22 protein-coding genes and 3 pseudogenes are annotated in these 24040 nt (G+C 69.8%); 12 read left to right on the top strand and 13 right to left on the bottom strand.

Features of this window, described 5'->3' with window-relative positions:
• Positions 1-67: 67 nt before the first annotated feature.
• Together HH310_RS32885 and HH310_RS32880 are read right to left on the bottom strand one after the other, a co-directional pair.
• Positions 68-2428: a glycoside hydrolase family 3 protein gene (locus tag HH310_RS32885; protein ID WP_169179608.1), complete on the bottom strand. Its 2361-nt coding sequence runs from the start codon at positions 2426-2428 to the stop codon at positions 68-70.
• Positions 2429-2443: 15 nt separating this feature from the next.
• Complete coding sequence (locus HH310_RS32880; RefSeq protein ID WP_169179607.1) at positions 2444-3205, bottom strand: SDR family NAD(P)-dependent oxidoreductase; 762 nt, start codon at positions 3203-3205, stop codon at positions 2444-2446.
• 23 nt (positions 3206-3228) lie between these two features.
• On the opposite strand from HH310_RS32880, the gene HH310_RS32875 reads away from it, so the two are divergent.
• From HH310_RS32875 to HH310_RS32840, 10 genes and pseudogenes are all read left to right on the top strand, one after another.
• Positions 3229-3579 carry an HIT domain-containing protein gene (locus HH310_RS32875; protein ID WP_169179606.1) on the top strand — a complete coding sequence of 117 codons (351 nt, stop codon included), beginning with the start codon at positions 3229-3231 and terminating at the stop codon, positions 3577-3579.
• Complete coding sequence (locus HH310_RS32870) at positions 3576-4955, top strand: serine hydrolase (RefSeq protein ID WP_169179605.1); 1380 nt, start codon at positions 3576-3578, stop codon at positions 4953-4955. Before HH310_RS32875 ends, HH310_RS32870 begins: the two co-directional genes overlap by 4 nt.
• Before the next feature lie 136 nt (positions 4956-5091).
• A pseudogene (locus HH310_RS45585) lies at positions 5092-5805 on the top strand (PhoH family protein); the annotation flags it as partial.
• Positions 5794-6603: pseudogene (locus HH310_RS44355) on the top strand (LAGLIDADG family homing endonuclease); the annotation flags it as partial. The pseudogenes HH310_RS45585 and HH310_RS44355, both read left to right, overlap by 12 nt.
• Positions 6604-6882: 279 nt before the next feature.
• Positions 6883-7245: pseudogene (locus HH310_RS44350) on the top strand (PhoH family protein); the annotation flags it as partial.
• A 22-nt stretch (positions 7246-7267) separates the two neighbouring features.
• Positions 7268-7738, top strand: coding sequence for an rRNA maturation RNase YbeY (ybeY, locus tag HH310_RS32860; protein ID WP_169179603.1), 471 nt, complete (start codon positions 7268-7270; stop codon positions 7736-7738).
• A 5-nt stretch (positions 7739-7743) separates the two neighbouring features.
• On the top strand, positions 7744-9114 hold the full coding sequence (locus HH310_RS32855; protein ID WP_169179602.1) for a hemolysin family protein: 1371 nt from the start codon (positions 7744-7746) through the stop codon (positions 9112-9114).
• On the top strand, positions 9107-9490 hold the full coding sequence (locus HH310_RS32850; RefSeq protein WP_169179601.1) for a cytidine deaminase: 384 nt from the start codon (positions 9107-9109) through the stop codon (positions 9488-9490). Before HH310_RS32855 ends, HH310_RS32850 begins: the two co-directional genes overlap by 8 nt.
• Before the next feature lie 389 nt (positions 9491-9879).
• On the top strand, positions 9880-10779 hold the full coding sequence (era, locus tag HH310_RS44345) for a GTPase Era (protein ID WP_169179600.1): 900 nt from the start codon (positions 9880-9882) through the stop codon (positions 10777-10779).
• A 61-nt stretch (positions 10780-10840) separates the two neighbouring features.
• A complete protein-coding gene (locus tag HH310_RS32840; RefSeq protein WP_169179599.1) occupies positions 10841-11854 on the top strand; it encodes an acyltransferase in 1014 nt (337 codons plus the stop codon).
• Between the two features lie 8 nt (positions 11855-11862).
• Here HH310_RS32840 and HH310_RS32835 read toward each other — a convergent pair whose 3' ends face one another.
• Complete coding sequence (locus HH310_RS32835) at positions 11863-12645, bottom strand: DUF4097 family beta strand repeat-containing protein (RefSeq protein ID WP_169179598.1); 783 nt, start codon at positions 12643-12645, stop codon at positions 11863-11865.
• A 129-nt stretch (positions 12646-12774) separates the two neighbouring features.
• Here HH310_RS32835 and recO point away from each other — a divergent pair, with 129 nt between their 5' ends.
• Positions 12775-13551: a DNA repair protein RecO gene (gene recO, locus HH310_RS32830; protein ID WP_169179597.1), complete on the top strand. Its 777-nt coding sequence runs from the start codon at positions 12775-12777 to the stop codon at positions 13549-13551.
• Entirely contained in the window at positions 13551-14330 is a 780-nt protein-coding gene (locus tag HH310_RS32825) for an isoprenyl transferase (RefSeq protein WP_169179596.1), read from the top strand. The genes recO and HH310_RS32825 overlap by 1 nt, the downstream gene beginning before the upstream one ends.
• Before the next feature lie 73 nt (positions 14331-14403).
• Here HH310_RS32825 and HH310_RS32820 read toward each other — a convergent pair whose 3' ends face one another.
• The 10 genes from HH310_RS32820 to HH310_RS32775 form a co-directional block, all read right to left on the bottom strand.
• The gene (locus tag HH310_RS32820; RefSeq protein WP_312034477.1) at positions 14404-15078 is read right to left on the bottom strand and encodes a haloacid dehalogenase-like hydrolase; all 675 of its coding nucleotides are present in this window, start codon (positions 15076-15078) and stop codon (positions 14404-14406) included.
• A gap of 265 nt (positions 15079-15343) precedes the next feature.
• Positions 15344-15637 carry an MTH1187 family thiamine-binding protein gene (locus tag HH310_RS32815; protein WP_169179595.1) on the bottom strand — a complete coding sequence of 98 codons (294 nt, stop codon included), beginning with the start codon at positions 15635-15637 and terminating at the stop codon, positions 15344-15346.
• Positions 15638-16563: 926 nt separating this feature from the next.
• Positions 16564-17124, bottom strand: a complete 561-nt coding sequence (locus HH310_RS32810) for a hypothetical protein (protein WP_169179594.1) — start codon at positions 17122-17124, stop codon at positions 16564-16566.
• A 115-nt stretch (positions 17125-17239) separates the two neighbouring features.
• Entirely contained in the window at positions 17240-17905 is a 666-nt protein-coding gene (locus HH310_RS32805) for an NADPH-dependent F420 reductase (RefSeq protein ID WP_169179593.1), read from the bottom strand.
• 23 nt (positions 17906-17928) lie between these two features.
• A complete protein-coding gene (locus HH310_RS32800; protein ID WP_169179592.1) occupies positions 17929-18870 on the bottom strand; it encodes a methylenetetrahydrofolate reductase in 942 nt (313 codons plus the stop codon).
• Between the two features lie 16 nt (positions 18871-18886).
• The gene (locus tag HH310_RS32795) at positions 18887-19363 is read right to left on the bottom strand and encodes a hypothetical protein (RefSeq protein ID WP_312034476.1); all 477 of its coding nucleotides are present in this window, start codon (positions 19361-19363) and stop codon (positions 18887-18889) included.
• Positions 19360-21072 carry a PHP domain-containing protein gene (locus HH310_RS32790; RefSeq protein ID WP_169179590.1) on the bottom strand — a complete coding sequence of 571 codons (1713 nt, stop codon included), beginning with the start codon at positions 21070-21072 and terminating at the stop codon, positions 19360-19362. The genes HH310_RS32795 and HH310_RS32790 overlap by 4 nt, the downstream gene beginning before the upstream one ends.
• Positions 21073-21187: 115 nt before the next feature.
• Positions 21188-21988 (bottom strand): energy-coupling factor transporter transmembrane component T, encoded by an 801-nt coding sequence (locus HH310_RS32785; RefSeq protein ID WP_169179627.1) that lies wholly within the window; start codon positions 21986-21988, stop codon positions 21188-21190.
• Between the two features lie 2 nt (positions 21989-21990).
• A complete protein-coding gene (locus tag HH310_RS32780) occupies positions 21991-23430 on the bottom strand; it encodes an ABC transporter ATP-binding protein (protein ID WP_169179589.1) in 1440 nt (479 codons plus the stop codon).
• A 3-nt stretch (positions 23431-23433) separates the two neighbouring features.
• Positions 23434-24018 carry an ECF transporter S component gene (locus tag HH310_RS32775; protein ID WP_312034475.1) on the bottom strand — a complete coding sequence of 195 codons (585 nt, stop codon included), beginning with the start codon at positions 24016-24018 and terminating at the stop codon, positions 23434-23436.
• Positions 24019-24040 lie beyond the last annotated feature (22 nt).

Below are 24040 nucleotides of genomic sequence, written 5' to 3'. Positions count from 1 at the left end.
GGGCGTGCGGAGATGGTTTGGCACCCGGCCGGGCGAGGTCCCGGGGGCTTTTCGCGTGGGCGTACGTCTAAAGGAGCGTGACCGTCCCCTCCTGGCGTGGGTCATCGAGAGCGTGTGCGGCGATTACCCGATATGTCCCAGGGATTCGCTGCCAGCCCGTGTCGGTCCACGTCTCGAATGTGCGGGGCGGGAGTGGGATGTGGACCGTCAGCGTCTCGCCGGGCTGCGCGGAGACGTTGGCGAAGCCGGCCAGCCAGCGCTCGGGGCGGTCCGGGTCGACCGGCGACGGGCCGATGTAGAGCTGCACCACCTCGCGGCCGGGGCGCGTACCCGTGTTGGTCAGCGTTACCGTTGCCGACTCCGCGGTCACCAAAATCGCGTCGTAATTCCAGCTCGTGTAGCCCAGGCCGTGACCGAACGCGTACAGCGGTGCCACTCCGGAGCGCAACCAGCCGCGGTAGCCGATGAAGATGCCCTCGCTGTACTCGACCACGCCGTCGTGCGGCTCGATCGCCAGCACGGGGCAGTCCTCCTCGTTGCGCGGCCACGTCGTGGGCAGCCGGCCGCCCGGCTCCACGACGCCCAGCAGCACGTCGGCCAGCGCGGCGCCGGCCTCCTGACCGGGGAACCAGGTCAGCACGATGGCGGCCACGTCGTCGGCCCACGGCATCAGCACCGGCGAGCCGGCGTTGACCACGACGATCGTCCGCGGGTTTGCCGCCGCCACCCTCGCGACCAGCTCGTCCTGGCGGCCCGGCAACGCCAGTGACGTGCGGTCGAAGCCCTCCGACTCGACCTGCTCGGTGGTGCCCACCACGACCACCGCCACGTCGGACCCGGCGGCCAGCGCCACCGCCTCCTCGATCATGCCGTCCGCGTCGGGGGACGGCGGGCGGTAACCGAGCGTGGTGGCGACCGAGTGGGCCGCACCCTGGGTGATGGACTGGTCGAGGACCACCTTCACCGGTTCGCCGGCCTCCAGCGACACGGTGAACCGCTCCTCGCGCGGCGAGAGCAGCAGCTCGGCCCGGCCCGCGCCCGGCGGGTGCAGGGTGCCGTCGTAGAGCAACCGCTCGCCCACGGCCAGCGTGAACGTGCCGAACCCGGAGATCGCGAGGGTGTGGTCGCCGCTGACGTCCGGCGTCAAGGTGGCTTCCAGGCGCAGACCGTCCACCGAGTCCAGATCCAGGCCGCCGGGCAGCGAGCCGATCCAGCGCACCGCCGTCCGGTCCAGGCCGAACGTGCGGCCGCCGATCGTCATCCGGATGTCCGACCACTGCTCGCCATGACCGGCGGGCAGGAACGGGCGCGGGTCGGCGCCGGTGGCGAAGGACACTCCGGACAGTGCCCGCCGCAGGCCGTCCAGCGGCGAGATCGTATGCGGCGGCGCGACCTGCGCGCTGCCCCCGCCCAGCACCCGGGCGTCCTCGGCCAGCGCGCCGATCACCGCGACCTTGCTGAGCATGGCGGGGTTGAGGGGCAGCGTCAGGTTCTCGTTGCGGACCAGCACGAACGAGCGGGCCGCGACCTCGTGCGCGATCGCGTCGCCGTCCAACGACATTTCCGATTTATCCGGAATGTCGCCGAGGGCGCCGACGCGCGAGGCCAGCAACAAGACGCGGCGCACCTTCTCGTCGATGAGCTTCTCCGGGACCAGGCCGGTGCGCACCGCGTCGATCAGCGCCGCACCCCACGGGTTCTCCAGGTTCGGCATCGCGATGTCCAGACCGCCCAGCGCCGAGCCCACGGTGGAGCGCGCCGCCCGCCAGTCGGATACCACGACCCCGTCGAAGCCCCACTCGCCCTTGAGGATGTCGTCCTGCAGCCGCTTGTTCGAGGCCATCGGCGAGCCGTTCACCCCGTTGTAGGCGCTCATCACCCCCCAACCGCCCGCCTGCACCACCCGCTCGAACGGCGCCAGATACAGCTCGCGCAGGGCCCGCTCGCCGATCCGGACGTCCACCTCCATCCGGTCGGTCTCGAAGTCGTTGCCGACCAGATGCTTGACCGTCGTCGCCACGCCGTGTGCCTGCACGCCGCGTACGAAACCCACCGCGACCTCGGCGGTGAGCAGCGGATCCTCCGAATAGCACTCGAAATGCCGGCCGCCCAGCGGGGTGCGATGCAGGTTGACCGTCGGGCCGAGCAGCACGTGCACGCCCTTGCGCCGCGACTCCTGGCCGAGCAGCCGGCCGGCCCGCTCGGCGAGATCCACATCCCACGCGGCCGCCAGCGCGGTCGGGCTGGGCAGCGCGATCGACGGATCGTCGGGAGCCCAGCCGGTTCCCCGTACGCCGATCGGGCCGTCCGACATCACCAGCGAGCGCAGCCCGATCCGCGGGATCGCCGGCAACGACCAGAGATCCTGCCCGGACAGCAGCGAGACCTTCTCCTCAAGGTCCAGCTGCCTCACGAGATCGTCGATCATGCAAAACTCCAAGCCTCAAGTACGCAGGTACGAGGCCCCATTCAAGTCCAAGATCGCGCCGCTGGCCCACTCGGCCTCCGCTGACGCCAGCCAATGCACCGCGGCGGCCACCTCCTCGGGCCGCGCGATCCGGCCGAACGGGCTCTGCGCGCGGATCGCGTCACCGGCCGGACCCTCCAGGTGTTCACGCACCATGTCGGTCTCGATGAAACCCGGCGCCACGCCCGCCACCGTGATCCCGTACGGCGCCAGCGCGATCGCCAGCGACTGGCCCATCGCGTTCATCGCGGCCTTGCTCGCCCCGTACGCCGGTTGTTCCGGCTCACCACGGAAGGCGCCCCGGGACGAGACGTTGATGATCCGGCCGCCCCGCTCGCGCATGTGCTGCGCGGCCGCCCAGGTCGCGTTCGCCGCCCCGAACAAATTGACCTCGAAGGTCTCCCGCCACGCGTCGCGCCACCCGGCATAGTCGAGCCCGAACACGGGATGCGGCCGGTCCCGTCCGCCGTAGGCGCCGGCGTTGTTGACGAGGACATCCAAGCCGTTCAGCTGTCGCGCGGCGAGATCCACCATTTCCCGTACGGCGTGCGGGTCTGACAAATCGCCTTTTATGAGGATGTGGCCGTCGCCTGGCAAGTCGGATAAGACGGACTCTGCCTCTTTTTGCGAGTCACGGTGGTGCACCGCAACCCGATCGCCCGACCCGGCGAACCGCTGGGCGATCGCCGCACCCAGCCCACGTGATGAACCGGTGACCAGCACCGCCCGAGAAATCATGCACTCACCTTAAGATTCCCCGCGTGGACACCGAATGCCTGTTCTGCCGCATCGTGGCCGGAGAGATCCCCACGACCGTGGTACACGAGACCGACACGACCATCGCGTTCCGGGACATCGACCCCAAGGCCGCCGTCCACGTGCTGGTCATCCCCAAAACCCACTACCCCGACATCGTCGCGCTCGCCGCCGACCCGGCCGCCGCCGCCGACGTGCTCGCCGCCTCCGCAGCGGTCGCCGAAGCCGAGGGCCTGACCGCCGACGGCTTCCGCGTCCTGTTCAACACCGGCCCCTACGCCGGGCAGGAAGTCTTCCACGTGCACGCACACGTCCTCGGCGGCGAACCCCTCGGCCCGATGCTGGCGATCCGATGACCGCACACTCACGCTACGAGCGCGCCACCCGCAAGGCCCAGGCCACCGGCCGCATCCCCGCCCTCTCGGTCGCGCTGCACCGCGCCGACCGCGAACCGTGGGTGCTCACCGTCGGCGACTCCGGCAACCCGGCCCACCCGCTCGGCCCGGACACCCGCTTCCGGATCGGCTCGGTCACCAAAACCTTCACCGCCGTCCTCGTCATGCAGGCCCGCGACGACGGACTGCTCGACCTCGACCGGCCCGTCGCCGACTACCTCGACGTCCCCGCACACGGCGACGCCACCATCCGGCGGCTCCTCTCGCACACCGCCGGCTTCCAGCGCGAACCCTTCGGCGACGTCTGGGACACCCTGCTCGCCCCGTCCTCCGAGGTGATGCTCGACCAGCTCGACCGGGCCGAACGCGTACTGCCCAACGCCCGCCGCTACCACTACTCCAACCTCGGCCTCGCCGTCCTCGGCCAGCTCGTCGCGAAACTCCGCGGCGGCACCTGGGCCGAAATCGTCGACGACCGCGTCCTGAGCCCGCTCGGCCTCACCGCCACCACCGTGACCGCCCCGCCCCAGGCCGCCGTCGGCTACCTCGTCGACAACTGGTCCGACGCGGCCCGCCCGGAACCCCAGATCGACATGGGCGGCGTCGCCCCCGCCGCCCAGCTCTGGAGCACCGCCCAGGACATGGCCAAATGGGCATCGTTCCTGGTCAGCCCCGACACCGTCGACCCGGACGGCAAGGTCCTGGCGGCCGGCACCCTCGACGAGATGCGCTGGCCGCTGACCACCACCGACGAGACCCTTTGGGCCGCCGGATTCGGACTCGGCCTGCTCCTCATGCCGCAAGGCGGACACGTCACCCACGTCGGCCACGACGGCGCGATGCCCGGCTTCCTGGCCGGCGTCTACGGACGGCGCGGCGACGACACCCCCGCCGGGCTCGGCTGCGCCGTGCTCGGATCATCCGGCACCGCCCGCGAAACCATCGAGCTCGCGCACGAACTGCTCCGGCTCGCCGCCGAACTCGACCCCGCCGACATCCGGCCGTGGACAGCCGCCGCCCCGGCCCCGGAGGCGTACCGGTCGGCGCTCGGACCCTGGTGGAGCGAAGGCCAGCAGTTCCACTTCGCCTGGCACCACGGCGTCCTGCAGGGCCGGCTCGCGGACGCCCCGGCCGGCACCCTGCCCGCCGTGTTCCAGCCGCTGCCGGACCGGCCCGACGTGTTGCGGACCACCGCCGGCCGGGAAGCCGGCGAGCTGCTGCGGCTCACCCGCGACGACGCCGGGGTGATCGTCCGCATGCACTGGGCGACGTACCGTTTCACCCGAGTTCAGGAAGGGTTCGACGGCGGCCCCGCCTCGGCCGGTCAGGGAGCGTGATCCTGGGCTCCGGGCCGATAATGGCATCGGCGTCCAAGCTGTCGAACGGATACGATGGCACGATCCTTAAACGCGCCGCCCGCGCCGGGCGACGACGAGAAAGAGAGCAGGTGGCGGAGGCCTCACGGGCCGCCCTATGACCGGTACGCCGAACCCTTCCAGCGCGGGCTCCAGCGGTGCCGCGCGGGTGCAAACCAAGATCTCGGTCTCCGACCCGAAGATCATGGTGAACCTGCTGGGCGCCAAGGACGAAATCCTCCGATACATCGAGCGCAACCTCGCCAGCGATGTGCACGTGCGCGGCAACGAGATCACCATCACCGGGGACCCGGCCGAGAACGCCACCGCCGAGCGCCTGTTCTCCGAGCTCATCGAGCTGATCGAGAAGGGCGAGACGCTCACCGTCGACTCGGTGCGCCGCACCGCCAACATGCTCGAGGAAAACACCACCGAGCGCCCGGCCGAGGTGCTCACGCTGAACATCCTGTCCCGCCGGGGCCGCACGATCCGGCCCAAGACGCTGGGCCAGAAGCACTACGTCGACGCCATCGACGAGAACACGATCGTCTTCGGCATCGGCCCCGCCGGCACCGGCAAGACCTACCTGGCCATGGCCAAGGCGGTGCAGGCGCTGACCGCCAAGCAGGTCAGCCGCATCATCCTGACCCGCCCGGCGGTCGAGGCCGGCGAGCGGCTGGGCTTCCTGCCGGGCACGCTGAACGAAAAGATCGACCCGTATCTGCGGCCGCTCTACGACGCGCTGCACGACATGCTCGACCCGGAGGCCATCCCGCGCCTGATGGCGGCCGGCACGATCGAGGTCGCGCCGCTGGCGTACATGCGTGGCCGGGCGCAGCCGTTGGACGCCAAGGTGCTGACGCCGGAGGGCTGGCGGCCGATCGGTGATCTCGCGGTCGGCGACCTGGTCGTCGGGTCCGACGGCCTGCCCACGCCGGTGCTCGGGGTCTACCCGCAGGGCCGAAAAGAGGTCTATCGCGTCACCACCCAGGACGGCGCGTCAACCATCGCGTGCGGCGAGCACCTGTGGACGGTCCGCACGGTGGATGACCGCAGCCACGGCCGTCCTGCCCGTGTCCTGCAGACCCAGGACATGATCGGCAAGCTCCGCCGCGGGCATGTTCACCGGTACGAGCTGCCGCTGGTCGCGCCCGTGGAGTTCGTCCCGCAGGACGTGCCGATGGACCCGTACGCCTTGGGCCTGCTGCTCGGGGACGGCTGCCTGACAACGCGGAGCACACCGTCGTTCAGTACCGCCGACCCGGAACTGGCCGAAGCGCTGGACGCGGCTCTGCCGAAGATCTCGCTATTCCGTAAGTCCGAGATCGACTATGTGTTGCGTCGTGCCGACGGCGGTGGTCGCGGCGGCGTGATCACCGCGAACCCGGTTACCGCCGTACTCCGTGAGCTGCAACTGGCCGGCACGAAGTCGGAGACGAAGTTCGTCCCCGAGGCGTACCGGTTCAACAGCGCGGCCGTGCGGCTCGCGATCTTGCAGGGCCTGTTCGACAGCGACGGTGGCCCGGTCACCCAGCTTGGGCGCACCTGCCGCATCCAGTACACGACCTGCTCGGAGCGGCTGCGCGACGACGTGGTCTTCCTGGTGCGCTCGCTCGGTGGAGTGGCGTATTGGCGTCGTCGTCCGGCGCTAGGCCGCAAGCCCGGCCTTGCGAAGGGCCGGGAGGTGGGTTACCGGAACGACGCGTTCGTGCTGGACATCCGCCTGCCCGAGGGTGTTCAGCCGTTCCGGCTGGCCCGCAAGCGCGCGGCCTACGACGCCACCGGCGGCGGGCGGCCGATGCGGTTCATCCACGAGATCGAGCCGATGGGCGAGACCGAGACGGTCTGCATCCAGGTCGCCGCGGAAGACTCGCTCTACGTCACCGACGACATGATCGTGACGCACAACACGCTGAACGACGCTTTCATCATTTTGGATGAGGCGCAGAACACGACGCCCGAGCAGATGAAGATGTTCCTCACCCGGCTCGGGTTCGGTGCCAAGATCGTGGTCACCGGCGACGTCACGCAGGTCGACCTGCCCGGCGGGACGACCAGCGGTCTCAAGATCGTGCGCCAGATCCTGCAGGGTGTCGAGGACGTGCACTTCGCGGAGTTGTCCAGCTCCGACGTCGTCCGGCATCGTTTGGTGGCCGAAATCGTTGACGCGTACGCGAAGTACGACGCCGAGCAGGAACAACTCGCCGCTCAATCCGTCCACGCCGTGCCCGGCCGCGCCGCCAGTGGTGGCCGTCCCGGGCGTAGGCGCTGATCCAAGGGGTACAACCACCACTATGTCCATCGAGATCGCCAACGAGTCGGGAGTCGAGGTCGACACCGACGCGATCCTCGCGGTGGCCCGGTACGCGCTCGACGAGATGGGTGTCAACCCGCTCGCCGAGCTGTCCATCCTGCTGGTCGACGTCGACTACATGACCGAGCTGAACCATCGCTGGATGGGTGGCGACGGCCCGACCGACGTCCTCGCGTTCCCGATGGACGAGGGCAGCGTCGACCACGGTCCGGGTGAGGCCGGCACGGGTGAGCCCGCGCTGCTGGGCGACATCGTGCTCGCGCCCGAGGTGGCGGCCAAACAGGCGGCGGCGTCGGGTCACGCGGCGGCCGACGAGCTGGCGCTGCTCACCGTGCACGGCGCGCTGCACCTGCTGGGGTACGACCACGCCGAGCCGGACGAGGAGCGGGAGATGTTCGGGCTTCAGAACCGTCTCCTGGCGAGCTGGCGTGCCGGCCGGCAGGCCGGCTGAGTCCCATGGAGCCCGCCAATCTAATCGCGGCAGGTTCGGCGTCGGCCGGCCTGCCGGACGTTCAGCTGATCATTTACGCGGTCGTGCTGGTGTTCCTGGCCGGTCTGGCGTCGATGGCGGACGCCGCCCTGGGCAGCGTCTCGGCGGCCCGGGCGGCGGAGATGGCCCGCGAGGGCAAGCGCGGCGCCGCGGCGCTGGCCGCCGTCGCCTCCGATGTGGTGCGCCATCTCAATCTGCTGCTTCTGCTGCGGCTGCTCTGTGAGCTGACCGCGACCACGCTGGTCGCGTTGGTGGCCGTGGACAGCTGGGGGATCGGCTGGCGGGCGGCGCTGGTCACGGCCGGAGCGATGACGGTGGTCAGCTTCGTCGTGGTCGGGGTGGCGCCGCGGACGGTCGGCCGCCAGCACGCGTACGCGGTGGGCCTGGCGGCGGCGCCGCTGGTCCGCTGGCTGGGCAAGGTGCTGAACCCGCTGGCGTCGCTGCTGATCCTGATCGGGAACGCGGTGACGCCGGGCCGGGGTTTCCCGGAGGGTCCGTTCGGCAGCCAGGTGGAGCTGCGCGAGCTGGTCGACCTGGCCGAGCAGCGAGGCGTCGTGGAGCACGGCGAGCGCGAGATGATCCATTCGGTGTTCGCGCTGGGTGACACGATCGCCCGTGAGGTGATGGTGCCGCGCACCGAGATGGTGTGGATCGAGGCGTCGAAGTCGCTTCAGCAGGGCCTGTACTTGTTCTTGCGGTCCGGTTTCTCCAGGATTCCGGTGATCGGCGAGAGTGTCGACGACGTGCTGGGCGTCCTGTATCTGAAGGACGTGATCCGCCGTACCCAGTCGGGTGACACGGAGGCGTCGTCGGAGGCAGTGTCGGACGTGATGCGCTCGGCGACGTTCGTGCCGGAGTCGAAGCCGGTGGACGATCTGCTGTCCGAGATGCAGGCGGCGCGCACCCACCTGGTGATCGTGGTGGACGAGTACGGCGGTACGGCCGGGCTGGTCACGATCGAGGACATCCTGGAGGAGATCGTCGGGGAGATCACCGACGAGTACGACGTCGAGCGTCCGCCGGTGGAGCATCTCGACGACGGCGCGGTGCGGGTGACGGCGCGGCTGCCGATCGAGGATCTGGGGGAGATCTTCGGCGTGGAGCTTCCGGCCGACGAGGTGGAGACGGTCGGCGGTCTGCTGGCGCAGACGCTGGGCCGGGTGCCGATTCCGGGTGCGCAGGCCGATGTGGGTGGGCTGCGCCTGGTGGCCGAGGGTACGACGGGCCGGCGCAACCGGATCGATTCGGTGCTGGTCCGCAAGATTGAGCCGGCGCCGGGCGCCGAGGAACATCCCGATACGACTGATTCCGAGGAAAGACAGACCGCTGATGCCTGACCAGATCTTCTCCGGTGCCGCCGTCCCGGCGGCCGACGGCGTGGCGCTGAGCGCCGAGGACGCCAAACTGGTCACGCTGGCGCGCAGCTCACGCGCCCGGGTGGGTGCGGTCGAGGGTGCGGCCGTACGCGATCAGGACGGGCGGACGTACGCCGCTGCCACGGTGGTGTTGCCGAGTTTGGCGGTGACCGCGTTGCAGCTGGCGGTGGCGTCCTCGGTGGCGGCGGGGGCGACGAAGCTGGAGGCGGCGGCGGTGGTGACGGAGGCGTCCGAGTTGGACGGAGCGGGTCACGCGGCGGTGCGCGACATGTCCGCGGAGGCCCCGATCCACGTGGCGGCCCCGGACGGTTCGCTGCTGGGCTCGGTCACCGCATGACCGACAACTCTGGCCGGGACGAGCGTCGGCTCACTCCGGGGGAGCGTAATGAGATCCGGCGTCAGGAGCGTCGTGCGGCCCGGCGGGCTGACGGCGCTGCCGGGGGTGGGTCTGCGGGGAGCACGTCTGGCGGTGGGTCTGCGAAGCGGGCCGCGAGCGCGTCGGGCCGGGATGCGGGGAGCGCCTCCGGCAGCCGGGGTGGGGGCGGCGCCGCTAAGAGCCGCCGGGCTTCTGGGGCCGGTGCCGCAGGCGGGCGTCGCGGGCCAATCCGGGGCCCGGAACGGCGTGGGTCGGCGGGGGCGGAGCCGTCGCGTACGGCTAAAAATGTCGCTGAGCGTGAGTCCGGGTCGGTGAGTTCGGCGCGGCCGGCGCATCGGCATAAGGAAGCGGTGCGCCAGGTTGACCGTGACGACGTCTACCGCGCCGGGTTTGCCTGTTTTGTCGGGCGACCCAACGCGGGCAAGAGCACGCTGACGAACGCGATCATCGGGCAGAAGATCGCGATCACCTCGAACAAGCCGCAGACGACCCGGCACGTGATCCGGGGGATTCTGCATCGGGAGGACGCGCAGCTCGTCCTGGTGGACACGCCGGGGCTGCATCGGCCGCGGACGCTGCTGGGGGAGCGGCTCAACGATCTCGTGCGGGAGGTGTGGAGCGAGGTCGACGTGATCGGCGTGTGTTTCCCGGCGGACGAGCCGGTGGGGCGCGGCGACCGGTTCATCTCGGCGGAGATGGCCGAGCTCAAGGCGACGATCGTGGCGGTGGTGACGAAGGTCGATCTGGTGTCGCCGGAGGTGCTGGCCAAGCACCTGCTCGCGGTCAGTGAGCTGCATGATTTCGCCGAGATCGTGCCGGTGAGCGCGGTGTCCGGGCATCAGGTGCAGACGCTGGTCGACGTGATGATCAAGTATCTGCCGGAGTCGCCGCAGCTGTATCCGGACGACGTGCTGACCGATGAGCCGGAGCAGGTGCTGATCGCGGAGCTGATTCGGGAGGCGGCGCTGGAGGGCGTGCGTGACGAGCTGCCGCACTCGATCGCGGTGCTGGTCGAGGAGATGATGGTCGAGGGTGGCCTCACGAAGATCTACGCGAATCTGTACGTGGAGCGGGACAGCCAGAAGTCGATCGTGATCGGGTCGCGCGGGTCGCGGCTCAAGGACGTCGGCAGCCAGGCGCGGCAAGAGATTGAACAGCTTCTCGGCACCCGGGTGTATCTCGATCTTCATGTGCGGGTAGCGAAGGAGTGGCAGCGTGATCCCCGCCAGCTCCGCAAATTGGGTTTTTGACCATATGGGATAAGTCACGCTGGTTTGAACCTTTAGGCCCGGCTTGGGTAACAACGGGCGTATGCGTAACCGGTACCTGGATCTGCTGCGGGCCGTGGCGACCCTGCGGGTGGTGGTCTACCACTCGACCGGCTGGGCAGCACTAACCGTGATATTTCCGGCAATGTCGGTCATGTTCGCGTTGGCCGGGTCGATGATGGCGGCCTCGCTCGACCGGTACGGTCCCTGGGCCGTCGAGCGCAGGCTGCACCGCCTTCTGCCGGCGGTCTGGGTCCTGGTCGGGGTCGCCGTCCCCAGCATGCTGATCTCCGGCCTGGTGTGGAACTGGACGATCCTGCTCTGGGCGTTCCCGATCCAGGATCCGCCCGCGACCGGCTTCTGGATGGAAGGCCTCGCGGCCATGTGGTATTTGCGGGACTTCCTCTGGTTTGTCCTTCTCTCGCCGCTGGCCCTCCCGGTGTTCCGGCGTTTCCCGCTTCCCACGATCCTTTTCCCGTACGCCGGGTTGGCCGTGATCACCTTCGCCGGTATCGCGCCGCCGGCCGTTGTTCGCGACCTCGCGCTTTACGGCGGCGCCTGGCTGCTGGGGTTCGCCCACAATGACGGCATGCTGACGCGGCGCCGGTGGTGGTTGATCGGGGCGCTGGCGGTTGCCGGTGCGGCGTGGAGTCTCACTCATCCCGGTCCGCGCGGGCTGGACCTGAACGACATCCCGCTGGGTAATGCGCTGTGGTCCGCCGCCTTCATCCTGATTTTTCTGAGTATTTCGCCCGTGATGCGGGCGCGCCGGGTCCTTACTGTTCTGAATGCTCGGGCGCTGACGATCTACCTCTGGCATGTTCCGTTGATCGTGGCGGTGGTGAAGTTTGCCGAGGCGGTCGGGTTGCCGGTGGCGGGCTGGACCGGGATCAGTTGGCGGCTGGCCGTGGTTGCGGTGTTGCTCGCCATCGTGGTGCTTGCGGTGGGGTGGGTGGAGGATGTGTCGGCCGGGCGGCGGCCGTCGTTGGTGCCTGGCGGCCGCCCGGTTGTCGCGGTGTCGCCCGTTGCGCCGGAGTTGGTATCTAGCGCGCGGTGACGGGTCTTTTAGCGCGCGGTCACGGTCGCGTCGCCGCTTCCCGTTCGTACGTCGATCGTGTTCTTCGCGGCCGGATCGTTCGTGATGCCCACGAGTGCCTCGTCGCCGGAGCCGGTGTCGGTGCTGACGCGATAGCTGCCGGCCGGCACCCGCACGTTCACGTCGCCGCTGGTGGTCTGCGCCCGCACCGGATTCGGCGCGGACAGCTCCGCGTTGATGTCGCCCGAGGTGACCTTGAGGTCGACGGCACCGGCCGCGTTCAGCGCCTCGATGTCGCCCGAGGTGGTCTGCACCGTGACCGTGCTCTTCGCGTCCAGCACCCGGATGTCGCCGGATGTGCCGCGCACCTTCACCGGGCCGGTCGGCTCGCGGACCGTCACGTCCCCGCTCGTCAGCTGGAGGTCCGTGGTGCCGACGCCGGTGAGCAGGATGTTGCCGGAGCGCAGCTCGCCGCTGACCGCCACGTTGGCCGGCGCGGTGATCTCGTACGACACCGAGCAGTTGCGCCCGCACGACGTGTCCAGCACCAGGGAGCTGCCGTCCATCCGGTACGAGTCGCCGGGGTTCGCGGTGCCGCGGACCACCCGCTTGACGGCCGTGTCGGCGACCGCTCCCGTGTTCACCACGACGTCGCCGCTGCCGCCGTTGACCCGGATCTCTGTGATCTTCGTCTTCACCGAGTCCTCGTACGTCATCTTCGCCCCGAGAACCCCGGCACAGCCCGTCAGGGTGGTGGCGGCCGCGGTGGCGACGGCGAGGATTCCGGCACGCCGGGCGAATGTGGTGGTCATGTCCATGAACCTATTGATGGTGGGAGCTTCACACCATCGGTCCTGTCACTGACTGACCCCCTAGATGACCCTGAGATCCTGTCAGGGTCCGCTTCGGATCATGTCGTACCCGCGCGGCAGAATGTGCAGATGCCCACCGGATCCGGTTATCGCCGCCAGCTCTACCGCGACGACGCGGTGGTCCTGCGTGTGCAGAAGCTGGGGGAGAGCGACCGGATCATCACGCTGCTGACCCGCCGGCACGGCCGGCTGCGCGCGGTGGCCCGGGGAGTCCGGCGGACGAATTCACGTTTCGGGGCCCGGCTCGAGCCGTTCGGGCACGTCGACCTGCAGCTCGCCGGCTCGCCCGAGGGGCTGGGCAGCTCGCTGCACTCGGTCAGCCAGGTCGAGGCGATCGAGCTGTACGGGAAGAAGTTCCTCACCGACTACCCGCGCTATACGGCGGCCAGCGCCATCGCGGAGACCGCCGAGCGACTCACCCCGATCGAGCGGGACCCGTCGCTGCGGCTTTTCCAGCTCACCCTGGGCGCGTTGCGGGCGCTCGCGGCCGGCGAGCATTCCGGCGGCCTGGTCCTCGACGCCTACCTCTTGCGGGGGATGGCCACCGCCGGTTGGGCGCCCGCGCTCGCCGAGTGCGCGGTCTGCGGCGATCCGGGCCGGCACGCCGCGTTCTCGGTGCCGGCCGGCGGCGCGGTCTGTCCCGACTGCCGCCCGCCCGGCGCCGCGCACCCGAGCCCGGCCACCCTCGCGTTGATGAGTGCCCTCGCCACCGGCGACTGGGCGATAGCGGACGCCACCGAGACCCCGGTGCGCCGCGAGTGCAGCGGCCTGGTCGCCGCACACCTGCAATGGCACATGGAGCGGGCCCTGCGCTCGCTCCCGCTAGTGGATCGACGGGAGATCTGATGACGCGACCACCCACCCCTCATCTGTCCGGTGCCCGGCCACCGGACCTGCCGAAGGCTGCCGTCCCGCGCCACGTGGCGATCGTGATGGACGGCAACGGCCGGTGGGCCAAGGAACGCGGACTAGGCCGCACGAAGGGCCATGAGCAGGGCGAGCACTCGCTGTTCGACACCATCGAGGGGGCCATCGAGATCGGCATCCCGTACCTGTCGGTCTACGCCTTCTCCACCGAGAACTGGAAGCGGTCGCCGGAGGAGGTGCGCTTCCTGATGGGCTTCAACCGCGATGTGATCCGCCGCCGCCGCGACGAGCTGATCGATCTCGGCGTCAAGGTGGTCTGGTCCGGCCGGCGCGGCCGCCTCTGGAAGAGCGTGATCTCCGAGCTGGAGACCGCCGAGGAGATGTCGAAGAACAACAACACGCTGACCCTGCAGTTCTGCGTGAACTACGGCGGCCAGGCCGAGATCGCCGACGCCGCCGCCGCGATCGCGCGCGACGTGGCCGCCGGCAAGCTCAAGGCCGACAAGATCAGCGAGAAGACGATCGCGCGATACCTGTACCACCCCGAGGTTCCCGAGGTGGACATGTTCCTGCGCCCGTCCGGCGAGCAGCGCACGTCCAACTTCATGCTCTGGCAGTCCGCGTACGCCGAGATGGTCTATTTGGACACGCTCTGGCCCGACTTCGACCGCCGCCATTTGTGGTATGCGTGTGAGCTGTTCGCGTCGCGCGACAGGCGGTTTGGCGGCGCGCTGCCCAACCCGGTGAGCCCTACGTAGGAGGTTCGTCGTTTGCTTGTGCCGGGCAGGGCTGGTGGCGGACAGTCCTGCTCAGCTCGCCGGGGTTCGGGGCTCAGCCCGTCAATGCTTTTACGGCCGAGTCCACGTCGGACAAATCGGGTAAGACGATGTGCGCGCCGGCGAGCTCGAGATCGGCCATCCGGGTCGAGCCGGTGGCCACGCCGACGACGAGCGCCCGATTGGCCAGCCCCGCCTCGACGTCGTTCACCGTGTCGCCGACGACGACCGGCGTGAACCGCTCCTCGTACTTGGCCTCCGCCCGTTCCAAGCTGCGCCGCACCAGACTGGCCCGCACGCTGTCGTCGGTGCCGTAGCCGCCGACCTCCGCGTCGAAGACCGTCGCCAGGCCGAACGCCGCGACCTTGGCATGCGCGACCGCCGGCACGTTCCCGGTCACCAGGGTCTGCACGACACTCGTGTCCGCCGACAGCCGGTCGAGCACGTCCTTGACGCCCGGCATCAACGCACCCTGCTCGGCGAAGAGGTGGGCCGTCTCCTCGACCTGTCTGATATATCGGGCGAAAAAGTCCTCCGGGGCATATTCCGTGATCCCGTGCGCCGCGAACACTTCGGCGCATATGTCCAGGTCGGTGCGCCCACCAAAGATCGGCTTCGCCCGCCAGTCCAGCCCGGTGACCTCGGTGAACGCGGCACGCCACGCCGTCGCCGCCACGCCACCCCCACGCAGCAGCGTGTAGTCGACGTCCCACATGACGAGGCGCCTCACTTGCGGAGCACCCCCGTCAGCCGTGCGCGGCTCACTTCCCGAGGGCCCGTTCGCTGTGCGCGAGCCTGGTTCACTCCTGGATTGCGCGTTCGGTGTGTGCGTGCCCGGTTCGCTCCTGGATTGCGCGTTCGGTGTGTGCCTGCCTGGTTCGCTCCTGGATTGCGCGTTCGGTGTGTGCCTGCCTGGTTCGCTCCTGGATTGCGCGTTCGGTGTGTGCCTGCCTGGTTCGCTCCTGGATTGCGCGTTCGGTGTGCGCCTGCCCGGTTCACTCGCGGAGTGTCCGTTCGATGTGCGCGACCTTGGCCTCCAGCGCGTTGGTCACGCCGGGCCGCACGTCGGCCTTCAGCGACAGGCTCACCCGGGGAGCCTTCGCCGACACCACCTCGACGGCCTGCTTGATCACGGCCATGACTTCGTCCCACTCGCCCTCGACGGTGGTGAACATGGCATCGGTCCGGTTCGGCAGCCCGGAGGCTCGCACGACCCGGATCGCCTCGGCCACCAGATCCCCGACAGAGTCACCCACGCCCAGCGGCGTCACAGAGAATGCAACCAGCACACCCCCATGCTCCCAGGCGAGCCCCGCCCGAGCGAGCCCGGCCGATCATCAACGCGCCGGCCCGGCCCCGAGTGCGTGCGGCTGATCGTCAGCCGCCGGTTTCGGCCGAGATCCGCGCGCGGGTGGCGGCACAGGTGCGGACGGGCGTGGCGGCGCGGGCGCGGACAGAATGATTCGCTCCCGATTGCAGCCGCCGTCCAGCTATGTGGGACACGGCAACCGCATCGTGGACTTTCGGCGGACCTTGGAGACTTTGGCCCACATACGAGCCATAACTCTCCAAGGTTCACATCCGGCAGGGAAATGCCCGGGGACGAAAGTCGTGTTGCAGGACAAAAGTTCGTCCATAATGGACACGGGTCTCACATCGCGGACCGCAGGTTCAGGATGTGGTCGCCGCTCCCAGTACCTGGAACTGTTCAGCTGGTTCGGCCCCGCGCGGAGCACTTCGCGACGACCATGCCGGCGGCGACCAATCCCGATAGCATGGCTCAACGGCACATACACGAAATATCGGATATATCCAGGTCGCGAAACGGCGGGCCACGGCATCGGAATGGCCGCGACCGTGATCTGCCGCTGCCGCTGCCGCTGCCGCTGCCGCTGCCGCGACCCGCTGCCGCGACCGTGATCCGCTGCCGCGACCGTGATCCGCTGCCCGCTGCCCGCTGCCCGCTGCCCGCTGCCCGCCGCCTGCGGCCGCCTGCGGCCTGCGGCCTGCAACCCGTCGCCCGCCGCGCAAACGCCCACCTGCGGACCGGAACGCAGCCTTCGTGCGCCGCGAGCAGCGCGCCTGGGCGATCGCCGGGCGCGGGGAAGCGCCCGGCCGCCGGGGTTGTCGCGGCGCCGGGTGGGTGGGTGCGCGGTCAGGCCGGCTGGGGCTGGGCGACCCGGGTTGCCGCGGCGCCGGACGTGTGCGGGCGGGGTCAGGCCGGCTGGGGCTGGGCGACCCGGGCCGCGGCTCGGTCGAGGAGCTGCAGGACGTCGTCTCGGCTGCGGTGCAGGCGGTCGTTCCACGTTGTCAGGTCGCGGACGCGGGCCGCTCGGACCATCGGCGGGCACGGTGGGCCGACCGGGTCGGCGGTGGGGCGTGGGCTCGCGTCGAACAAAGCGTGCCACAGGGCGTCGATGGCCGGGTACGCGTACTCGGCGTGCGGGCTCTGCATCCAGCCCGCGTGCATCACGGCGCCGACCAGGCATGCCTGCACGACGTTCGCGTGGTCCAGGCGGCTCGGGAAGAACCGCTGGCCGGACCGGCGGCGGCCGTGCGGGGTCTGGGTGACGTACCACGTGCGTTGCACCCAGCCCCGGCTGACCACGCCGCGGGCGGCGGTGAGCACGGCTAGTGCTTCCTGATGCCGGCGGTTCACCGGGGTCCCGTACGAAGGCAGCGGGTCGGCCTCGACGGCCGATGGCAATAGCGCGGCCTTCAACGCCGAAGCAAGCCGCGCGGCCAGCCCCGCCGGGCGCTGTGGAGTGATCGTCATGGGCACGTCCGCCTCCCTCACCGACTAGCGTGATCTCCCGATTGTGCCGCGCCCGTCGGCATACGGAGAAGGTCATCGGTGTGCCACGCGTCGCAGGACCCGGCGCGGCGGGGCTTCAGCGCTGCGCGGACGCGAGGGCCTGGCGCATCGTGTCGGCGGTGACCGGGTGGCCGATTCCGCCGTACGGTCCGTAGATCCGGGCGTACGCGGGCTGGCCGACCTCGACGCGCCAGCTGCCGGAAAGACCGCCCACGTCGTACGCGTCGTACCCGATCGCGTCCAGGAAAGCGGTCGCCTGCTTCTTGGCGTCCGGATCGTCGCCCGCGATCGTCAGCACCGAACGGTCCTCGGCGCCCGCCGGCCGGTCCAACGCGCCGAGATGCCGGTAGTTGATGTTGTTGAACACCTTCACCAGCTTGGCGCCGGCCAGGAACCGCTGCTCCAGCTCGGAACTGGTCACCGACTTATCGTCTAATAAGGCGAAATTTCCATCACGACGCGGGTAGTAGTTGTTCGTATCCAGCACGATCTTGCCCGCGAGCGCGTCGACGGGCAGCTCCCGGAACCTCCCGAACGGCACGCTCACCACCACGAGCTCGCCCGCGGCCGCCGCCTCCGAGGGGGTATCCGCCCGCGCGTGCGGACCGAGCGAATCCACCAGGTCCGCAAGCGTCGACGGCCCCCGCGAATTGCTCAGCACCACGTCGTACCCGGCCGCCACCGCTAATCGCGCAACCGTGCCGCCGATTTTCCCGCTTCCGATGAAGCCGATCGTCGTCATACTCCGGAAGCTACTCGGGGATGCTATTGAACAGCAGTACCGCGCAGCAGCCCGGCGACCTCGATCGCCAGGTCGGTCGCCGCCTCGATCTCGGCCTTGCGGATCGAGACGCTTTCCACGTGAAAACCGAACGGCACCCCGAGATCGGCACAGCAGTCGACCAATTCCCGCGCGATCGAGACGCATTCCCGGTACGAGTCGGCGAGTGGATCGGACGAATTCAGCAGCATGCCGGAAACCCGGGGCGGCACCTCCACGCCGAGCCACTGGAGGAATTCGAGCGTCTTCGGCGAGCCGCACAACGACAGCGTGAAGATCACCGGGCGGATCGGGAGGCCGCGGGTCTGGCATTCGGAGGCGTACGAGGTCAGCAATGCTCTTGTCTGTGCGGCGTCGTAGATGACCTGCGAGATGAAGAACGAGCAGCCGCGCTCCTGTTTGGCGACCATCCGCAGGTGCTCGTCGCCGGAACGGGCGTGCCGTTCGGGGATCACCACGGCGCCGAGCGGGAGATCCGGGCGGACCTCGGAGTGCAGTTTCTGGGCCCGGCGCAGGTCGGTCCGCACGGTCTTGCCGCCGGAGGACGCGCCCACGAAGACGCTCAGCACCCGGGACAGATCGAGGTCGGTGAGCCACGTGCGCAGCTCGTCCTCCTCGTACTTGCCGACGCAGCGGTAGATCACCACCGGGCGGTCCCACTCGCCGAGGTGCGTCTCGTAGAACGAGGCCGGGTCCATCGTCGGCAGGTACGGGAACGGGCGCTCGTCCGGGTTGCGATCCGACTCGTCGTCGATGTCGTAGAGGATGAGGCCGTCGAGATCGAGCGGGGCCAGGCGCTGGAGGGTGACCGAGGCGATCTCGCGCACCCGCTCGGGGCTGGCGCTGCGGCGCGGCGGGGTGATGCCGAACAGCATCACCCCGCCTTGCGCCTCCGCGAGTTGCTCTTGCAGAGAAGGACGCGACACCTGGCCCAGCCTAGGGTCAGTGGATCGCGCAGCAGGGGGTGGGGTTGGGGACCTCGAAGGGCCGCAGCACGCCGCCGACGGCGGGCACGATCGTCAGCACCAGCTCCCCGTTACGGAACTGCGGGCGTACGAAATCCTGGGTGTCCAGAATGTCCGAGTCAGCGAAAGGCTCGCCGCCCAGCACCTCCACCCGGTCGATCGCACTGCGGGACACCACGTCGCCGACCGTGATCGTTCCGACCAGTTTGTCCCAGCCCGGATAAATCACGGCACGACCGGATTGTCCGCTCAGCGCCGCCGACGCCCCCGACGACAGCGCCGGCGCCGTCTCGTACGTCCCGGAACCGGTCAGGCTGATCGCCACGTGCGCGAACGGCTCCCGCGCCAGGTGCGTGCAGGCCAGCACCGGGGCCGGGTCCAGCGACAGGATCCAGTGGTCAGCCTCGTGCAGCTCGCGATGACCGAGGCTGACCCCCACCGTGGACAGGGTCACCGGGGCAGGATGAAGATCGGGTTGGCGTAGAACCACAGGTCACCCCACGGGTCCGACCCGCCGGTGGCGTCCAGCTTCGGACCGAACGGGTCGATCGCGGCGCCGTTCAGGCCGGGCTGGGTGCGGTTGCCGTCGGTGCCGCGCAGGCGCACGTAGAACGGCGTGTCGAGACGGCCCAGCGCGTAGGTCACCTTGAACGTGCCGGACTTCTGCGACACCTCGTACGACTTGACCACCTTGGCGGTCGGCGCGGAGAAGCTGTCCTTGTCCTTGACCGGGCCGGTGATCGAGCCGCGGATCACGTCCACCCGGTTGAGCACCGGCAGGTTCTGCGCCCAGTTCGGCATGTCCTGCAGGCCGATCTCGATGGTGAGCTCGACCGAGGTGCCACGCTTGACGAGCAGGACGCCACCCAGCGGCGTACCGCTCGACGAACGACGGTCGCCCGCCTCGCGCACCTGCACGTCCAGCGACTTGATCAGACGGCCGTGGTCCACCCAGACCCGGCCGGCGCGCAGTCCGTCCATGACCGACTTGTACGAGAACGACTTCGCACCCACGTTGGTCCGGCTGTACTGGCCGGGCCAGAAGTCTGCGGCCGTGGTCAGCGTCTTGCCGGTGTAGACCGGGTCGTTGTAGCGGCCGTTCTTCTCGAAGTCGCTGTTCGGGCCGCGGTCGCTCTGGTCGAGGTAGACCACGTGCGAGTCGGAGTTGGCGGTGATCCACCACGACTTGCCCTCGGCCAGCAGACTGTCCCAGAGGCCGCCGACGGTCGAGGTCATCCAGTCGAAGCCACCCCAGGTCCGGTACGACTCGAGCGGGTACGGCTGGAACGAGTCGGCCGCCGGGCTGTTGTCGTAGGAGCCACGGTTGCCGCCCTTGCCGAACGGCGCGGGGATGCCGCCGGCCTGGTGACCGGGCGCGCCCTCCATGCCGACCGCGATGTCCGGGGCGGTGTCGCGCCAGCTACGCAGCTCGTGCGGCGAGTCGAGGCCCTTACGCGCCGGGTGGTTGGCGAAGAACAGCGCGTCGTCGACCTTGCGGGCCTTCACCTGCGAGGCCAGGAACTTGAGACCGGCGAGCGCCTGCGCCTCGTTCTGCGCGACCGTGTTGGTGGCCGGCTGCTGGCTGCCGTCGTAGGTCTGCTCGAACTTCTTGAGCACGTCGACCTCGTGCTGGCCGGGGTGCACGATCACGGTGGCGTGCTCGGCGGCCGGGATGTTCCACTCCAGACCCTGGAACGTGAGCAGATCCTTGATCTGGTCACGGGTCTTGCGGATGTCCGGGTTGACGATGTCCACACCGATCTTGGCGTGCGCGTTGCTGCCGTGGTCGGTGATGACGATCCAGTCGAAGCCGTACGCGTGTGCGTGCTTGGCCTGGTCCACCACCCGGTACTGGCCGTCGTCGCTGTGCTGCGTGTGGATGTGGTGGTCGCCGGCGAGCCACTGGAACTCGCCCTTGTCGTTGCCGCCACCCTGCGGGCCGTGCGAGTGCGTTAAGCCCGCGGCGTTCGCGACGGCCGGGGTGGCCAGCACCGAAGCGGCCGCGCCCGCGCCGAGCAGACCGGCACGGCGAAGGAAGCCACGCCGGGAGACATCGGACGGCGAAAGCTCGCTGTCCGGGATGCTCATGTCGAGGGCCGGCGATGCGTCCGAGCCGGCACCCTCGTGGATGTGCTCGTGACCGTGGTCGTGTCTGTGACCCATGTCGATTTGTCCCCGCAATCCAAGAGTGCATATATGCGTTCGTGCGAAACCATCTCTGGATAGCGGGAACTGCCGATGTCGATTGCGTGAGCGCGCGACTAACTTCGGCGCTCGGTCAACCAATGATGGGACGGAACGCCCCGGCCACGACGGTGATCGTCAGCGTCGCGGCGGCGAGCACACCCGCGCCCGAAATCAGCACGGCGTCGGCCACGGTGAAGACCTGCTTACGGGCGAACGTGCGGGCGTTGCCGGAGTCGAAACCGCGCGCGTCCATCGCCACCGCCAGCCGGCCACCGCGCCGCAGGGCACCGACCAGCAACGCGAACGCGGTCGAGACGAACAGCCGCACCTGGGCGATCGGGTTGCGGCCCGCGTCCACCCCGCGCGCCCGCCGGGCCAGCGTGATCATCTGCCATTCCTCGCCGAGCAGCGGGAGCAGCCGGAACGCCGCCAGCGCGCCGATCGCGAACCGGGCCGGCGCCTTCGCGTTCTGCACGAGCGCGTCGGCCAGATCGGTCGGGTCGGTGGTCGCGAAGACGATCACGCCGGGCACCGCGACGGCGAAAATCCGCAAGATCAAGGCCAAGGCGCTCATCAGTACGCCCGTGGTCACGTCGAACGGGCCCAGTTCGAGCAGCAGCCGCCCACTGCGGTCGGCGGCGAACAGCACGATGGTGACCAGGACCCCGAGTGACGCGATGACCAGCGGCAACGCCCGGCGTGCGAGCACCGGGTAGCGAAGGCCGAACAACGGCAGCACCGCCAGTTCGACGGCCAGCGCGATCGCCGGGGTCAGCGGGTCCAGTGTGGAGACCAGCGGCACCGTGAAGATCAGCGCGGCGCCGAGCTTGGCCACCGGATTGCGCCGGGCGAGCACGGCCGACGGGTCGGCCACCTGCTGAATGATGCCGATGGTCACGAGTGACGCCGCCCGCCGCGCTGGGGGAGCGGATCGTGCAGCCGGGACGAGCCGAGCGCGAACGTGCGGTCGGCGAGCGCCTGCACGAACGCGTCGTCGTGCGTCACCGCGACCACCGCATGGCCCTCGTCGCGCAGCGTGGCGAGCAGCGTGACCAGCTCGATCCAGGTGCGCCGGTCCTGGCCGAAGGTCGGTTCGTCGAGCACCAGCACGCGCGGCGCGGTCGCCAGCGCGGTGGCCACGCTCAGCCGGCGGGCCTCACCACCGGACAATGTGTACGGGTTGGCCGCCGCCAGCCGGGTGAGCCGCAGCCGGTCCAGCAGACGGTCGACCGTCTCGCGCACCTCGTCCACCGGTCGGCCCACCCGTCTCGGGCCCAGTGCCAGCTCGTCGGCGACGCGATGGGTGACGAACTGATGCTCCGGGTTCTGGAAGACCGAGCCGATGCGCTGGGTGAGGGTGGTCGCGCGCCATTTGTGCGGCGGCTTCGCCTCGTCGAATGCCGATATATGTCCATTTGTCGGCGGGAGCAGGCCGCCCAGCGTGAGGGCCAGCGTCGATTTTCCGGCGCCGTTCGGGCCGGTCACGGCCAGCACCTCGCCACCACCGACCGACATCGACACCGGGGCCAGCCGCTTGGCGACCGCCACCTCATCCGCGACGACGAGCGCCTCCGAGGCCGGCAGCGCCGACTTGAGCGGCGGAATCGAGAAGCCCGGCACCCAGACGCCCTCGGCGGCCAGCTGATCGCCGTACGCCGCGAACACCACCTCCGGCGCCCCGTCGGCCCGGATCCCGCCGCCCGGCTCGAGCACCACCACCCGGTCCACCAGCGGCAACGCCTCGGCCACCCGATGCTCCACGATGATCAGTGAGGAGTCGTCGCGGGATCGGGTGATCGCGTCCCGGACCAGGTCGGCGCCGGCCGGATCGAGGTTCGCCGTCGGTTCGTCGAGCAGCAGCAGTCCCGGGCGCAGCGCGAGCACCCCGGCCAGCGCGAGCCGTTGCGCCTCCCCGCCGGACAGGGCCGCGGTGGGCCGGGTGATCGGGTACGGGAAGCCGACCCGGTCGAGCGCGTCGCTGACCCGCGGCCAGATCTGCGCCGCCGCCACCCCGCGGTTCTCCAGGCCGAACGCGACGTCGTCGCCGCTGCGGGCCATCACCAGCTGGGTCTGCGGGTCCTGGAAGACGATGCCGGTGCGTTCGCGTGCCTTGCGCGGGTCGAGCCCGTCGATCTCGATGGTGCCGGCCGACTCGCCGGAATCGGTGGGCAGCAGCCCGGCCAGCGCCGCGAGCAGGGTGCTCTTGCCGGCCCCGGACGGGCCGAGCAGCAGCACCCGCTCGCCGTGCTCGATACGCAGGTCGACGTCGCGGACGGCCCAGGCGCGGCGCCCGGCGTGCCGCCAGCCGAACCCCCGCAGGACGACCTCACTCATGCCTCAGACCAGAGCCCTCTCCCGGCCCGCCGCGAACCGGTCCAGCACACCGGTCTGTGCCAACGCCTTGGTCAACGCCACGCTGCCCAGCCCGGCAACGACGAGCGAGGAGGCGGCCGTGATCAGAATGTACGGGAAGCGCATGCTCGCCCAGGACGTGTCGCCGTACCAGACGAACGCGTCGTACACAGATGCCACCACGCCGGCCGCCGCGCCCGCGAGCAGCGCGACCGGAAGCCGATACACCCGGTAGGCGAACAGCGCGAAGATCACCTCGGCGCCCAGGGCCTCGAGCGGGCCCTGGATCGCGATGGTCCAGCCCCAGCTCGTGCCGAGCGCCACCGACACCAGCGAGGCCACCGTCAGCGTGTAGAAGGCGGCACCCGGCTTGCGCACGATCAGCGCGCCCAGCACCGCGGGGACCAGCCACATCCCGTAGATCACCGCGCGGCCGGGCAGCGGGATGGCGTCGGCCGGCCCGTTCCACAGCAGGTTCCACGCCCAGAAGATGACGCCGAACGCGACCGCGATGATCGACGCGATCACGATGTCGACGGTTCGCCAGCTCCGGCGCTCCGGATTAGTCACAATTTGCCTCCCAGCTCGAACC

The sequence above is a fragment of the Actinoplanes sp. TBRC 11911 genome, assembly GCF_012933445.1.
GTDB lineage: Bacteria > Actinomycetota > Actinomycetes > Mycobacteriales > Micromonosporaceae > Actinoplanes.
Note: the sequence above shows the minus strand (reverse complement) of the source record. Positions and strands in the feature narration are given on the sequence as shown.